Below are 13,603 nucleotides of genomic sequence, written 5' to 3' on the forward strand. Positions count from 1 at the left end.
GGCTTAAAGTCGGCCGTCGGCCGGACCGTCACGGTCAGACTGCAGCGCCTTGAGCATGGCGGTTTCGTCCATCTCCGGCGCCGGGAGAGCCGGAGCAGCGGGCGCTTCGGTTTGCGGCACGCGTTCCTCGATGCCGCCCTCGTCATCGTCAGAGGGGATGACGCGCTGCAGACCGGACACCAGGCTTTCGCCCAGGGTCTCAAGGTCCAGCTTCTCGTCAGCAATCTCACGCAGGGCGACGACCGGGTTCTTGTCGTTGTCGCGATCCAGGGTCAGCTCCGCGCCGGCGGAGATGTTACGGGCGCGATGCGCGGCCAGAAGAACCAGACGGAACCGGTTATCGACCTTGTCAATGCAATCTTCGACGGTAACGCGAGCCATGCCGGGGGGCGCTCCTTGAATACGTAAGAGTTGAAAGAATGCTGATAGCTTAACTGGACGCGCGCTTCAACCTGTGCGTCGCAGCATGCAACACCCCGCCCGCAGGGCGACAGCCCTTGCGGTCCTCCCAGCTGAGCCGTCCGATAAGACGATCGATCGGATCGGCTGAAACCGGACAGCGCCAGTGTGGCGCAATTTCCCGCAGAGGCAAGAGCACAAAGGCGCGCGCGGTTGCGCGCGGGTGCGGCAGAACCAGTCCGTCAGATGATTCCGGCGTGCGGAGGCTTGCCCTGAAGTCAATCAGGTCCAGATCCAGTGTTCTGGGCGCATTCGGAGTGGAACGCACCCGGCCGCAAGCCGTTTCCACACCGTGCAGGATCTGCAGGAGACGCTCAGGATCATCCTCTGGCCAGTCAATCTGGGCCGCCGCGTTGAGGAAAGGAGGCTGGTCCGGATCCGGCCAGGCCGGCGTGCGCCAGGGTCGCGAGCATGACTGGACCTCAACGCCTTCGTGACTCAACAGCTGCAATGCACGACGCAGGTTTTCAAAGGCCGTGCAACGGCGGTAGGGTTGATTGGCTCCCAGGGCGACGAATATGCCCGGTCGGGCCTCATTCCCACTCAGTGATTTTTGGAAAGGCATAGAAATGACCTTCTACCCGAACGAGAAGCTCGGACTCTTCATCGATGGCGCAAACTTGTATTCAGCTGCGCGAAACCTTGATTTCGACATCGATTACAAGCGCTTGCTGGAGGAGTTCCGCAAACGCGGCCGCCTCATTCGCGCCAACTACTACACCGCTTTGATTGAAAGCGAAGAGTACACCCCCATCCGCCCCCTGATCGACTGGCTTGATTATAACGGATTCAAGGTCATCACGAAGGCGGCCAAGGAATATACCGACGACTCCGGACGCCGTCGCATCAAGGGCGACATGGATGTCGATCTCGCCATCGATGTCATGGAAGCTGCGGATTATCTCGATCACATCGTCCTGTTCTCTGGCGATGGCGATTTCAAGAAGGTGGTCGAGGCCGTCCAGCGCAAGGGCGTGCGGGTCTCCGTCGTCTCGACGCTGAAATCCTCCCCGCCCATGGCGGCGGACGACCTGCGTCGTCAGGCCGACACCTTCATCGAGCTTCAGGATCTGGGCAAGCTGGTCGGTCGCGAACGCCGTCAGCGCGATTATGACGACTCCGATTCCGACGATGACGAATAGGACCATCCCGGCGGAGCCCGCGGCTGATTGCGCGCTCTGCCCCCGCCTTGTCGCGTATCGCCTTGAGAATGTCGCCGCGGAACCGGACTGGTTCAACGGCGCCGTTCCAAGTTTCGGCGATGAGCAGGCGCGTCTTCTGGTGGTCGGGCTCGCGCCCGGCCGCGGCGGCGCCAACCGCACGGCGCGGCCGTTCACAGGCGACTGGGCAGGTGATCTTCTCTACCCGACGCTTGAGGCATTCGGCTTTTCCAAAGGCCGTTTTGATCCGGACGGGAATGACGATCTGCGACTGGTGGACGCCATGATCACCAACGCCGTGCGCTGCGTGCCGCCCCAGAACAAGCCCATTGGCGCGGAAATGAACAATTGCCGGCCATTCCTGGCGTCACGCATGGACGCCCTGCCCCGTCTGACGACCCTGATCTGTCTGGGACGCGTCTCACACGAGAACACGCTCAAGGCCCTCGGCTATAAACAGTCCGCCTTCAAGTTCGCCCATGGCGCGCGCCATGATGTGGACGGGCCGAACGGGCCTCTGGCGCTGTTCGACAGCTATCACTGCTCGCGCTACAACACGAACACCGGGCGGCTGACTGAAGCCATGTTCCACGACGTATTCCGCGACGCCCGCGCCCATGTGGACTCGCGCTAGACGGCCCACGCTCTAGCCGAAAGTCTTCATCAGGCGCGATTTCTGGCGCTGCCAGTCACGCTCTTTCTTGGTTTCGCGCTTGTCCACGGTCTTCTTGCCCTTGGCGAGGGCGATCTGGAGCTTGGCGATGCCACGCTCGTTGAAGTACATGCGCAGGGGCACGACCGTGCGTCCTTCGCGGGCGACAGACCCCGCGATCTTGTTGATTTCCTTCTTCTTCAGAAGGAGCTTCCGGCGACGGCGCGGCGCGTGGTTGAAACGGTTGCCATGATCATAGGGCGGAATGTCCGAATTGATCAGATACACCTCGCCATCTTCCGGGCTGACATAGGACTCGGCGATATTGGCCTTGCCTGCGCGCAGGGATTTCACCTCGGTGCCCACAAGCTGGATGCCGGCCTCGAAAGTCTCCTCGATTTCATAGTCGAAACGGGCGCGCCGATTGACGGCGACCAACCCGGCATCCTCTTTCTTCTTGCTCATAGCAGACCACAGCCTTCCATCGCCGCGCGCACTTTTTGCTTCACCGGATCCGGGCACTCCACCAGCGGCAGTCGGACTTCCTCCTCGCACAATCCCAGTAGCGAGAGGGCATATTTGCTGGGCCCCGGGCTCGGTGCGGAGAAGAGCGCTTCATGCAGGGGCTGCAGCTGATCGTTCAACATCCTCGCCTCATCCCAGCGACCGTCCAGACAGGCGTTCTGGAAACGGGCGCACAGATCCGGCGCGACATTGGAGGTCACCGAAATGGCGCCCTGTCCGCCATGGGCGTTATAGCCAAGCGCCGTGGCGTCATCGCCGGATAGCTGGATGAAGGCGTCGCCAATCAGGTTGCGATGACGGGTGACGCGCGACATGTCGCCCGTGGCATCCTTGACCCCGATGACATTGGGATGGCGCGCCATCTCCGCCATGGTTTCAGGCGTGATGTCGACGATGGACCGTCCGGGAATGTTATAGACGAAGATGGGCAGGGCGACGGCGTCCGCAATGGCGGTGAAATGCGCCAGAATCCCGGCCTGGGACGGTTTGTTGTAGTACGGGGCCACGACCAGTCCGGCGTCCGCGCCCTTTTCCTTGGCGTGTTGCTGCAGCTGGATGGAAGCCGCCGTGGCGTTCACGCCAGTGCCCGCAATCACGGGAACGCGGCCGCCCGACACCTCTATGCAGAGCTCGACAACGCTCAGACGCTCCTCGAGCGTGAGCGCAGGCGTTTCACCGGTTGTTCCGGCTGGTACGAGCGCATGGGTTCCCGCTGCGATCTGGCGCTCGACCAGGGCAGCGAAGGCCTTCTCGTCAACGGCGCCATTCTTGAACGGAGTGACCAGCGCTGTCATGGAGCCTTTGAACATGGGGCTAACCTTCATCGGAACTTCAAATTCGGGCGCGGACCATACGCGCGCCATTGTTTTGCGCCAAGTGCAGAGGACAACCATGGACAGCCGCTTGCACTTGCCTCACCCTGATCCTCATCTGGCCTCAATATAGGACGTTAGCCGTGACCTCGTACCGCGCCGCGCTGCTCATGCTCGCCCTGGCCCTGCCCGTTTCCGCTGCGGACGCGCAAACGCCGTCCCCGCGCCTGAAGCCCCCTGTTCCCAACCATTCCCTGTTGCTCGACGATGCGGACTTCACGGCTTTCCGTCATGGCATGCGCGACGCCGATGATGATGACTGGGACGCTGTGCGCCAGGCCATCCTCACGACCGACAACCCGGTCGCGGACAATATCCTGCTCTGGCGGGTCGCGGTTAGTGACGCCCGAGCGCCCTTTTCCGATCTGGATCGCGCCATCGACGAGCTGGAGGGCTGGCCGCGGCATGACTCCATCCGGCGCGAGGCGGAATGGAAGATCGAGGATTCCGGTCTCAGCCCGGCCCTGATCGCGGCCTGGTTCGAGGATCGCGAACCGGTCACCGGCGAAGGCCGTGTGGCCCTGGGCGAAGCCCTGATCGAGCTGGGTCGGGCCGAAGAAGGCGCCGAGCAGATCCGCACCGCCTGGCGCACCCAGACCCTGAGACTGTCCAATCAGAACCAGGTGCTGCGCGAACATGGCGACCTTCTGGCCGGTGAAGACCACGCGGCACGGGTGGATTTTCTGCTTTGGGCCGGGCAGCGCACGGCCGCGAGCCGGTTGTTGCCGGAGCTGTCCGCAGGCGAACGCCGTCTGGCCGAAGCCCGCATCAGCCTCGCCAGCCGGTCCTATGGCGTGGACAGTGCGGTGGCCGCCGTTCCGGATTCGCTGAGCACGGCGCCCGGTCTTGTGTATGAGCGCGCCCGCTGGCGCCGGCAGCGCGGGCTCGACACCTCGCTCGAGCTGCTGCTCGAACTGCCCGACAGCTATGACAACGACGCCGCGCTTGAATCCATGTGGACCGAGCGCAAGCTGATGATCCTGGACCTGATCCGGGATCGTGACTTCGAAACCGCCTATGAGCTGGCCGCCGCCAACGGCATGGAGCGGGGCGTGGATTTCGCCGACGCCGAATTCCTGGCCGGATGGCTGGCGCTCACCAAGCTGGACCAGCCCGGCGTCGCTTTCGCCCATTTCGAACGGCTTGAAGAGGGCGTGACGACCCCCGTCTCCACCTCGCGCGCCCTCTACTGGCAAGGACGGGCTGCAGAAGCCTCGGGCGAGCTGGATCTGGCGTCAGAGCGTTTCGCCGCCGCGGCGGGCTATCCGACCGCATACTATGGCCAGCTCGCCATTCTCGCCCTGGGTCCGGACGCGGCGCAGCTCGATTTGCCGCCGGACCCCCAGCCCAGCGAGGAGGAGCGCGCCGCGTTCAACGCCCGGCCCGAAATCCAGGCCCTGCGCCTTCTGGCCGAGGTCGATGCGGACTATCTGTTCCGGGTCTTCATGTACCATTTCGACGACGAGATGCAGACGCCGGAAGAACAGGCGATGATCACCGATATCGCGCTGGAATACCTGCAGATCCGCCAGGCGGTGCGCGCCGCCAAGGCCGGACGCCTGCAGGGCATGATCCTGGCCGAACGCGCCTATCCGGTGATCGACCTGCCGGACACCGCGCCCGTCGCGCCCGAAGCCGCGCTGACCTATTCTGTCATCCGTCAGGAGACCGAGTTCGACCCGCAGGCGATTTCCGGCGCGGGCGCCCGGGGCCTGATGCAGATGATGCCGGCGACGGCCCGTCAGACCGCGCGTCAGCTCGATCTGCCCTACAGCTTTCACTGGCTGACCGATGATCCCAGCTACAACCTCACCCTCGGCATGGCGCACCTTCAGGAGGTGGTCACCGATTATGAGGGGTCGCTGGTGATGGCGCTCGCCGCCTATAATGCGGGCGGCCATCGCGTTCGGCGCTGGGTCGACAATTATGGCGATCCGCGCACCGACGACATCGACCCGATCGACTGGGTGGAGTCCATCCCCTTCTCCGAAACCCGCAACTACGTTCAGCGCATCATCGAGAACCTGCAGGTCTATCGGGCCCGTCTGAACGACGGGCAGACCACGCCGCTCAACATCACAGAGGATATGGCCGGCCAGTTCGCCCGGGATCTGCCGGCCCTGCCCGACGACTTCGTCGCCGCCCTGCGCGAAGCCCAGGCCGCAGAAGCCGCGATGGAAGAAGCCCAGGTCGAACAAGGCCCGGACGCCCCGGTTCTGACCGGGCCGGAAACCGGTGAAGATGGCGGCGCAGACCGACGCTAGGGCTAGCTGGACAGCGCCTGTTGAAAGACGGCGCTGTCCACATTGCCGCCCGTGAGAACGACAACCGTCGTCTTGTCCTTCACGTCGATCTTGCCCGACAGGACCGCCGCCAGCGCGGCCGCGCCACCCGGCTCCAGAACCAGTTTGAGCGTGTCAAACCCGTAGCGAACGGCCTGCAGCGCTTCGAGATCGCTGATGACGCCCACGCCTGCCAGCCGCGGCTGGTTGATCGCATAGGTCAGCTCGCCCGGCGTTTCGGTGAGCAGCGCGTCGCACAGCGATCCGCCCTTGCGGGCATTCACGACCTTCTTGCCGCTATCCAGAGAGCGCGCATGATCATCAAAGCCTTCGGGTTCGGCGCCGAAGACGCGCGTCCGGGGCGAGAGCGCCTCCGCCGCCAGATTGATGCCGCCAATCAGACCGCCGCCGCCGACACAGCAGACAAGCTGATCGGCCGTCTCGCCCCGGGCTTTCATGGTTTCGAAGATTTCCAGCCCGCACGTGCCCTGCCCGGCGATGACGTCGGGATGATCAAAGGACGGGATCAGGGCCGCGCCGCTTGTCTCGCAGAGCGCCTGCGCGATCTCGACCCGGCTCTCGGTTTCACGGTCATAAGCGCGGATTTCCGCACCCCGCGCCAGCACGCCCGCCTTCTTCACCTCGGGCGCGTCTTCAGGCATCACAATGATCGCCTTGATCCCCAGAATGCGAGCGGCTTCGGCCACGCCCTGGGCGTGATTGCCGGAGGAAAACGCCACGACCCCGGCCTGTCTTTGCGAATCATCCAGTCGCGCAAGGGCGTTGAAGGCCCCGCGAAACTTGAAGGTGCCGGTGCGCTGCAGGCATTCCGCTTTTAAAAATATGCGTCCGCCCATCCGTTCATTCAGGGCGTGGTTCATCAGGAGCGGCGTCTGAACCGCCTGATCTTTCAGGCGTGCGGCAGCTGCACGGACATCTTCGAACACGGGAAGCGGATGGGTCATGGTCACAAAGCCTTTCGCGGAGTTGTGCAGCTGCAAGAAACTGATGTGAAAGGGATTGCGTAGTGCGCTTTCGGGCCTTTTGATAGAGCCAACAACAAAACGAGCCGATGCGCGGCCTCGCGCATCAGGTGACAGGGGAGGACTACGACGTGCTACGCGGTCAGATGATGAACCGTCCGCTGATGATTGCGGACATCTTGCGCCATGCTGCCTTCAACCACGGTCAACGCGAGATCGTGTCTCGGCTTCCCGATACCGGAGAGATCCATCGCTACGGGTATGCCGATTGCTACAAGCGCACCCAGCAACTCGCCAACGTCCTGACAGGCCCTTTGAAAGTGAAGCCCGGCGACCGGATCACCACCATCGCCTGGAACACGCACCGGCATATGGAGCTGTATTACGCGGTCTCCGGCATCGGGGCCGTGGTGCACACCGCCAATCCGCGCCTGAGCCCGGAGCAGCTCGCCTGGATCATCGATCACGCCAAGGCCAAGCATGTCTTCTTTGACGTGACCTTCGCCCCGCTGGTCGACGCCGTCGCCAAGCATTGCAAGACGGTGAAGCGCTGGGTCGCAATGACCGGCGAAGCGACCAAGCCGGAAACCAAGACCAAGATCGACGTCTATGAGACCCTGCTGTCCAATGCCGACGATCATTACGACTTCCCCGAGTTTGACGAGAACGCCGCAGCGGGCCTGTGCTACACCTCTGGCACCACGGGCGATCCCAAGGGCGCGCTCTATTCGCACCGCTCAACGGTTCTGCACGCCATGGCGTGCTGCAGCGTCGACGCCATCGGCGTGGGCGCGGACGGCGTGGTGATGCCGGTCGTTCCCATGTTCCACGTCAACGCCTGGGGCGTGCCCTATGCCGCCGCCATGGCCGGCGCCAAGCTGGTGATGCCTGGCGCGCAGCTTGATGGCGAAAGCCTGCAATCCCTGATCGAGGGCGAGACCGTCAACCAGGTGCTGGGCGTGCCCACGGTCTGGCTGGGTCTGCTGCAGTATCTGCGCGATAGCGGCAAACGCATCGATTGCGTCCAGAAGGTGCTGATGGGCGGCTCGGCCATGCCCGAAGCCCTGATGCGCGCCTATCAGGACGAGTATGGCGTCGAGATGCAGCAAGGCTGGGGCATGACCGAGATGAGCCCGCTGGGCACGGTCGGCAAGCTGCTGCCCAAGCACGAGGACCTGACCGAGGACGAGAAGGTCGGCATCAAGCTCAAGCAGGGCCGCCTCCTGTTCGGCGTCGAGATGCGCACCGTGGATGATGACGGCAATGTCCTGCCGCGCGACGGCCAGTCCGCCGGTCACATCCATGTCCGCGGCCCGTGGATCATCGATAGCTATTATCGCGGCGCCGGCCCGGACAGCTTCACCGATGACGGCTGGTTCAAGACCGGCGATGTCGGCCATATTGACCAGGACGGCTACATGACCATCACCGACCGCTCCAAGGACGTGATCAAGTCCGGCGGCGAATGGGTCAGCTCCATCGATCTGGAAAACGCGGCCATGGGCCATCCCGATGTGGCGATGGCCGCCGCGATCGGCATGCCGCATCCCAAGTGGCAGGAGCGCCCGCTCCTGATCGTGCAGCCCAAGCCGAACACCAATCCGACCGCGGATTCCATTCGCGACTATCTGGCGACCCGCGTCCCGAAATGGTGGCTGCCGGACGGCGTCGAGTTCATTGATGAAATGCCGATCGGCGCAACGGGCAAGATCCTCAAGACCAAGCTGCGCGAGATGTTCAAGGACTACACCTTCCCTGAATAACACGCGTCCTTTTGCAAGACGTGAAACCCCGGTCCTGCCAGGCCGGGGTTTTTCGTGTCCGGGACCTTACGGGATCGTCACTTGAAGTCCGGACCCGCCATCCCCACTTTTATCGACAAACAATAAGGAGGTTGGTCATGGACGTTTTGATTCTGCTGGTGGTGCTGAATTTTCTGCCCACGGTGATTGCGCTCTTGCGCGGTCATCACAACAGCTTTGCGATCTTTCTGACAAACCTGTTGCTGGGCTGGACGGTTGTCGGCTGGATCATCGCCCTGATCTGGTCCTTCACCGCAGTGGCGCGGCCGGTCCGGGCGTAAGAGTATAAACGAGGCGTTTACCATCTGAGTATTACCCCTGTGATATTGAACACACGGGGAAATTCATGCTCAGCTTCGGTCGCAAACCTGACGCGAACGCGTCGGCCACTCTCGGAACGGCCACACCGGCGAACGCGCCTGCACCTGACTGGGCCAACGCCCTGTCGACGGCGATCCGCGAGATACGATGCGGTCGCTCGCCCGAGCTGAGCGGCTTGCCGCCGCAAGCGGCGAGCGCCCTCGCCGAGCTGCATCAGGAGCTCAGGGCGCGAAACGCCGCCGAGCTTGAGCGCACGGTCAACGCCTCGGTTCAAAACTCGGAAGCCATGGCCGCCGTCGCCCGCGCGACAGGTGAAGTGCGCAAGATGGACACCCATGTGTCGGGCATGTCCACGGCGGTGGAGGAGCTGGACTTCTCCATTCACTCGATCACCAAGCTGGCCAATACCGGCGCCGACTCTCTCAGCGCCTGCGTTGAGCAATCCCAGACCGGTCTTGAGGCCGTGCGTCTGACCCGCTCGGAAACCGAGCAGCTGGGCGGCGCCTTCGAAACCATCACCGGGCGGGTCACCGATCTCGAACAGGCCTCCCGCCAGATCGCGGAAATCGTCGACACGATCGCCGCCATCGCCGACCAGACCAATCTTCTGGCCCTGAACGCCACGATCGAAGCCGCACGCGCCGGTGAAGCCGGACGTGGCTTTGCAGTCGTTGCGGGCGAGGTGAAGGCGCTCTCGGGCCAGACCGCGAAAGCGACCGAGGATATTCGCCAGCGCATGGATCATCTGCAGCAGCAGGTGGCCGCCATCACCGAAGCCGTCTCCAATTCCTCCGGTTCTGTTCAGGAAGGGATCAATGCAGCGAACGCCTCAGAAAACGCCGTAAACTCGGTGACGGACACCATGCGCGAGAGTGCGCGGATCGTCTCGGAAATCGCCCAGCTGATCACCGAACAGTCGAGCGCCACCACGAACCTGTCGAGTTCTGTCAGCGAGATCGCCAGCGGCGCCACCCGCGCGCGCGAGCGTGTTGAACATGTGGTGGAGGCCAGCGCCGGCACCGAATCCACGATCGGCCAGACCCTGGCGGCCCTGAGCGAGCGCAATATCGACAACTTCGTCCTGCACTGCGCCAAGTCCGACCATCTGCTCTGGAAGAAGCGGCTCAACAGCATGCTGGTCGGGGCCACGAAACTCAGCGAGAGCGAACTCTCAGATCACCGCTCCTGCCGTCTGGGCAAATGGTATGAATCCGCCCGGTCCGAATATGGCCGCATCCCGGCCTTCCAGGCGATCGAGGCGCCGCACGCCAGGGCGCATGAATGCGGCAAGCGCGCCGCGCGCCTGTGCGCCCAGGGCGATTACGCCGGCGCCGAAGCGGCCGTTGAAGAAATGGAAGCGGCTTCCGAAGAGGTGATCAAGACGCTCGACCGGCTTATTGGCGAGCTGAGCGCCGATACGGTCAGCAAGGCGTCCTGACGCTTCCCGGTTCTGAACCATCACGGGCGGCGGAGCAATCCGCCGCCCGCGTCTTATCCGCTAACGAAAATCGCTAATTTCGGAGAGCGCCTTTTTCTGAAGTGCGTGAAGCGGGACTTGCGCACCCTCCTGGGGATAGCCGCAGACGATCAGCATCATTGGCTTCTCAGATGCAGGGCGTTCGCAGATCTCGGTCAGGAAGCCCATCGGATTGGGCGTATGGGTCAGGGTCGCCAGGCCCGCCTGGTGCAGGCTGGCGATCAGCAGGCCGCAGGCGATACCGACGCTTTCAGAGACATAATAATTCTTCCGGTCATCGCCCGGCTTCGGTCCGCCGCGGCGTTGGGCGAACACGGCGATGATCCATGGCGCGGTTTCCAGAAACGGCTTGCTGGCGTCGGTGCCCAAAGGCTCCAGCGCCTCAAGCCATTCCGCGCTGGCCTTGCCCTCATAGAAGGCGCGTTCTTCCGCTTCCGCCGCTTCGCGCAATTGCGTCCTCAAAGGACCCTGCCCCAGAACGGTGAAATGCCAGGGCTGGTGATTGGCGCCATTGGGCGCGGTGCCCGCCGTCAGGATCGCCGTCTCGATGATCTCACGCGGGACCGAGCGGTCGGAGAAATCGCGCACCGTGCGCCGCTGGCGCATGGTCTCGTAAAACGCCTCCGCCCGGGCGCGCATTTCGGCTTCGGGCAGTTCGGAAAATTCAAGCGGGGTCACGGGATGGGTCATGGGCGCATTCTTATCGCGAATGCGCCCGGACGCCATTCACGAATGAACTACACCTGCGTCCAGTCGAGGATCACCTTGCCTGCCTTGCCCGAGCGCATGGCGTCAAAGCCGGTCTGGAAATCGGTCGCCGGCAGGCGATGGGTGATGAGCTGGCTGACATCGAGGCCGGACTGCAGCATGGCCAGCATCTTGTGCCAGGTCTCGAACATTTCCCGGCCATAGATGCCCTTGAAGGTGATCGCGCGCATGATCAGGCTGCCCATGTCGAGATTGAACGGCTTGCCGGGCAGGCCCAGCATGGCGATCTTGCCGCCCATCACCATGTTCTCGACCATCTGGGTGAAGGCCGGCTCCGCGCCCGACATTTCAAGCCCGACGTCAAAGCCCTCGGTCATTTTCAGTCGCGCGCGCACATCCTTGAGATCATCCTTGGTGGTGTTCACCGGAACAGCCGTAGGGCAGACCTTTTCCAGAAGCGCCAGACGATCCGGATTGATGTCGGTCACAGCGATATGGCGCGCGCCGCAATGACGCGCCACCGCGGCGGCCATGATGCCGATCGGGCCTGCGCCCGTGATCAGCACGTCCTCGCCCACAAGATCAAAGGCGGTGGCGGTGTGAACCGCATTGCCCAGCGGATCCAGGAAGGCCGCCTGCTCCATCGCGACTTCATCGGGCAGCGGCACAACGTTGAAGGCCGGGATGACGAGGTATTCGGCGAAGGCGCCGGGCATGTTCACGCCAATACCCTTGGTGTCGGGATCGAGGTGGAAGCGCCCCGCGCGCACAGCGCGCGATTTCTGGCCTACCACATGGCCTTCGCCGGACACGCGCATGCCGGGGCTGACCCGGGTCACGTCCGCGCCGACCTCTTCGATCACGCCACCGAATTCATGGCCCACAACCATGGGCACCGGCACGTTCTTCTGCGCCCAGCTATCCCAGTTGTAGATGTGCACATCGGTGCCGCAGATGGCGGTATTGTGCACGCGGATCAGGACATCGTCCGGTCCCACGACCGGCTTGTCGACCTCCTGCAACCACAGACCTTCTTCGGCTTTGGCTTTGACGAGGGCTTTCATGAGGGGGCTCCCGGATTGAGAGGTGGACGTCTCGGCTCGGTTTGATCACGCCCCGCGCGGAAAGAAAAGAGCGCCCCTCATTGATGTGCTTCCGGATCAGCCCTCATGCCCGTGCGCGACCGGCGGAATGATCCGCGCAATCACGCCAGAGCTGGGGAACGGCGCCGTCAGAACGCCGCGCACCGGCGTCCAGGCGACCCCCAGGAGCACCACAATGCCGCCCAGCACCAGCAGCGTCACGGCAGCCACGCCCGCGCCATCAAGGCCCAGCTGATTGACCAGCACAGCCAGCGCCACGCCGGTCGTCAGCAGACCCGAGACGATCAGGGCCCGCCTGTTGATCAGGAGGGAGATGAGCGCAAAAACGGCGATGACGACCAGGGAGACAATGGCGGCGCGCAGCGCATATCCATCCTCGGTCATGGGCATGAATACAGGCCCTGTCCCCAGAGGCGACTCGCCGTCCGCCTGCGCACCCGTAATCGCCAGGGTGACAGCGGCCGATAGCAGCATCGGGGCGGCAAAGAAGTGCAGCCAGAACCCCGTTCCCGACAATCGCGTTGTCCGCGCCGGGTCCCGCGCATCGAAGGCGATGCCGCCCAGGAACAGCGCCAGCCCCATCAGGAGATTGATCAACGGATTGAACCGCACAACCGTATAGGGATCGATCACCAGCCAGGCCAGCATGGCGAAGCTGACAAGCGCCAGTCCGGTCAAACCGCCCGCAAACGGCAGACGGAAGCTTGAATAGTAAAAGGCGCTGACGACCAGCGCCGATCCGCCAAACACAATGGGCATCAGACGGATCGTCCAGGGCAGATCCGCCAGCATGGCGTCGAACGCCTCCCGCGACAGCGCGCTCGTGCTGGTGATGCTGTCGACCGCCGCATCAAAGGCGGCGGAGTCAAACTGCGCCATGATCAGCCGGATATAGATCCAGCTCAGGGCAAGACTTGCGAACACCACAAACACGCAGCACAGGACAATGCCGGGAAGGATGCGGCGCTGGCGTCCGACGAGGAGCGCCGACAAGCCCCAGGCCATGAGACCGATCAGCGCCAGCAGCGTGATGGCGGCGGCATGAGAACTGAGCGAGCCCGCTTCCAGTCTCAGGGATTCATGAAATTGCGCGCCGCCCAGGCTCAGTCCCGCGAACAGGATCACCACGCCAATGGTGGTGAAGATGTCGTGGAAGTTATTGAGGAAGGGCAGCATCTCATCGCCCGGTCGCGCGCTGTTGGCGGCGCCTTCATCGGCCGCAATCGCTGCAGTCTGAGTTTCGGTCATGGCGTCCCCCT

General features: G+C 63.4%; 14 protein-coding genes. 6 read left to right on the top strand and 8 right to left on the bottom strand.

The annotated features are described in order from the left end of the window. Window positions 1-3 precede the first annotated feature (3 nt). Both rpoZ and folK read right to left on the bottom strand, forming a co-directional pair. Entirely contained in the window at window positions 4-381 is a 378-nt protein-coding gene (gene rpoZ / locus B2Z70_RS07420; RefSeq protein ID WP_009800762.1) for a DNA-directed RNA polymerase subunit omega, read from the bottom strand. Between the two features lie 49 nt (window positions 382-430). Further along, a complete protein-coding gene (folK, locus tag B2Z70_RS15455; RefSeq protein ID WP_293011636.1) occupies window positions 431-1,024 on the bottom strand; it encodes a 2-amino-4-hydroxy-6-hydroxymethyldihydropteridine diphosphokinase in 594 nt (197 codons plus the stop codon). Window positions 1,025-1,028: 4 nt separating this feature from the next. Between folK and B2Z70_RS07425 the strand changes: the two genes are divergently transcribed. Both B2Z70_RS07425 and B2Z70_RS07430 read left to right on the top strand, forming a co-directional pair. Continuing rightward, window positions 1,029-1,601, top strand: a complete 573-nt coding sequence (locus tag B2Z70_RS07425) for a LabA-like NYN domain-containing protein (RefSeq protein WP_009800760.1) — start codon at window positions 1,029-1,031, stop codon at window positions 1,599-1,601. Continuing rightward, entirely contained in the window at window positions 1,591-2,253 is a 663-nt protein-coding gene (locus tag B2Z70_RS07430; protein WP_292982179.1) for a uracil-DNA glycosylase, read from the top strand. Before B2Z70_RS07425 ends, B2Z70_RS07430 begins: the two co-directional genes overlap by 11 nt. Before the next feature lie 12 nt (window positions 2,254-2,265). On the opposite strand, the gene smpB is transcribed toward B2Z70_RS07430, so the two are convergent. Together smpB and dapA are read right to left on the bottom strand one after the other, a co-directional pair. After that, on the bottom strand, window positions 2,266-2,736 hold the full coding sequence (gene smpB, locus B2Z70_RS07435) for an SsrA-binding protein SmpB (RefSeq protein WP_009800758.1): 471 nt from the start codon (window positions 2,734-2,736) through the stop codon (window positions 2,266-2,268). Further along, window positions 2,733-3,605, bottom strand: coding sequence for a 4-hydroxy-tetrahydrodipicolinate synthase (dapA, locus tag B2Z70_RS07440; RefSeq protein WP_009800757.1), 873 nt, complete (start codon window positions 3,603-3,605; stop codon window positions 2,733-2,735). The genes smpB and dapA overlap by 4 nt, the downstream gene beginning before the upstream one ends. 146 nt (window positions 3,606-3,751) lie before the next feature. On the opposite strand from dapA, the gene B2Z70_RS07445 reads away from it, so the two are divergent. After that, window positions 3,752-5,932, top strand: coding sequence for a lytic transglycosylase domain-containing protein (locus tag B2Z70_RS07445; protein ID WP_292982180.1), 2,181 nt, complete (start codon window positions 3,752-3,754; stop codon window positions 5,930-5,932). A 2-nt stretch (window positions 5,933-5,934) separates the two neighbouring features. Here the strand turns inward: B2Z70_RS07445 and B2Z70_RS07450 are convergent, their stop codons facing one another. After that, complete coding sequence (locus B2Z70_RS07450; protein WP_292982181.1) at window positions 5,935-6,915, bottom strand: threonine ammonia-lyase; 981 nt, start codon at window positions 6,913-6,915, stop codon at window positions 5,935-5,937. Between the two features lie 107 nt (window positions 6,916-7,022). Here B2Z70_RS07450 and B2Z70_RS07455 point away from each other — a divergent pair, with 107 nt between their 5' ends. The 3 genes from B2Z70_RS07455 to B2Z70_RS07465 all read left to right on the top strand — a co-directional run bounded on the left by B2Z70_RS07455 (window position 7,023) and on the right by B2Z70_RS07465 (window position 10,494). After that, window positions 7,023-8,696 (top strand): long-chain-fatty-acid--CoA ligase, encoded by a 1,674-nt coding sequence (locus B2Z70_RS07455; protein WP_009800754.1) that lies wholly within the window; start codon window positions 7,023-7,025, stop codon window positions 8,694-8,696. 137 nt (window positions 8,697-8,833) lie between these two features. Then, window positions 8,834-9,016: a superinfection immunity protein gene (locus B2Z70_RS07460; protein WP_009800753.1), complete on the top strand. Its 183-nt coding sequence runs from the start codon at window positions 8,834-8,836 to the stop codon at window positions 9,014-9,016. 65 nt (window positions 9,017-9,081) lie between these two features. Continuing rightward, window positions 9,082-10,494, top strand: a complete 1,413-nt coding sequence (locus tag B2Z70_RS07465) for a methyl-accepting chemotaxis protein (RefSeq protein WP_292982183.1) — start codon at window positions 9,082-9,084, stop codon at window positions 10,492-10,494. 60 nt (window positions 10,495-10,554) lie between these two features. On the opposite strand, the gene B2Z70_RS07470 is transcribed toward B2Z70_RS07465, so the two are convergent. The 3 genes from B2Z70_RS07470 to B2Z70_RS07480 all read right to left on the bottom strand — a co-directional run bounded on the left by B2Z70_RS07470 (window position 10,555) and on the right by B2Z70_RS07480 (window position 13,592). Further along, a complete protein-coding gene (locus B2Z70_RS07470; protein WP_292982184.1) occupies window positions 10,555-11,223 on the bottom strand; it encodes a nitroreductase family protein in 669 nt (222 codons plus the stop codon). Window positions 11,224-11,270: 47 nt separating this feature from the next. Then, window positions 11,271-12,305, bottom strand: a complete 1,035-nt coding sequence (tdh, locus tag B2Z70_RS07475; RefSeq protein WP_009800750.1) for an L-threonine 3-dehydrogenase — start codon at window positions 12,303-12,305, stop codon at window positions 11,271-11,273. Between the two features lie 96 nt (window positions 12,306-12,401). Then, window positions 12,402-13,592 carry a hypothetical protein gene (locus B2Z70_RS07480; protein WP_292982186.1) on the bottom strand — a complete coding sequence of 397 codons (1,191 nt, stop codon included), beginning with the start codon at window positions 13,590-13,592 and terminating at the stop codon, window positions 12,402-12,404. Window positions 13,593-13,603: the final 11 nt, after the last annotated feature.

Origin of the sequence: Oceanicaulis sp. UBA6590 (assembly GCF_002433705.1) — a bacterium.
Taxonomy (GTDB): Bacteria; Pseudomonadota; Alphaproteobacteria; order Caulobacterales; family Maricaulaceae; genus Oceanicaulis.

Bases quoted from the DNA above. Each gene is read 5' to 3' on its own strand.
- folK (WP_293011636.1), bottom strand. From the start codon at position 1,024: ATGCCTTTCCAAAAATCACTGAGTGGGAATGAGGCCCGACCGGGCATA.
- dapA (WP_009800757.1), bottom strand. From the start codon at position 3,605: ATGTTCAAAGGCTCCATGACAGCGCTGGTCACTCCGTTCAAGAATGGC.
- B2Z70_RS07425 (WP_009800760.1), top strand. From the start codon at position 1,029: ATGACCTTCTACCCGAACGAGAAGCTCGGACTCTTCATCGATGGCGCA.
- B2Z70_RS07450 (WP_292982181.1), bottom strand. From the start codon at position 6,915: ATGACCCATCCGCTTCCCGTGTTCGAAGATGTCCGTGCAGCTGCCGCA.
- rpoZ (WP_009800762.1), bottom strand. From the start codon at position 381: ATGGCTCGCGTTACCGTCGAAGATTGCATTGACAAGGTCGATAACCGG.
- B2Z70_RS07460 (WP_009800753.1), top strand. From the start codon at position 8,834: ATGGACGTTTTGATTCTGCTGGTGGTGCTGAATTTTCTGCCCACGGTG.
- B2Z70_RS07480 (WP_292982186.1), bottom strand. From the start codon at position 13,592: ATGACCGAAACTCAGACTGCAGCGATTGCGGCCGATGAAGGCGCCGCC.
- B2Z70_RS07465 (WP_292982183.1), top strand. From the start codon at position 9,082: ATGCTCAGCTTCGGTCGCAAACCTGACGCGAACGCGTCGGCCACTCTC.
- tdh (WP_009800750.1), bottom strand. From the start codon at position 12,305: ATGAAAGCCCTCGTCAAAGCCAAAGCCGAAGAAGGTCTGTGGTTGCAG.
- B2Z70_RS07455 (WP_009800754.1), top strand. From the start codon at position 7,023: ATGCGCGGCCTCGCGCATCAGGTGACAGGGGAGGACTACGACGTGCTA.
- smpB (WP_009800758.1), bottom strand. From the start codon at position 2,736: ATGAGCAAGAAGAAAGAGGATGCCGGGTTGGTCGCCGTCAATCGGCGC.
- B2Z70_RS07430 (WP_292982179.1), top strand. From the start codon at position 1,591: ATGACGAATAGGACCATCCCGGCGGAGCCCGCGGCTGATTGCGCGCTC.
- B2Z70_RS07470 (WP_292982184.1), bottom strand. From the start codon at position 11,223: ATGACCCATCCCGTGACCCCGCTTGAATTTTCCGAACTGCCCGAAGCC.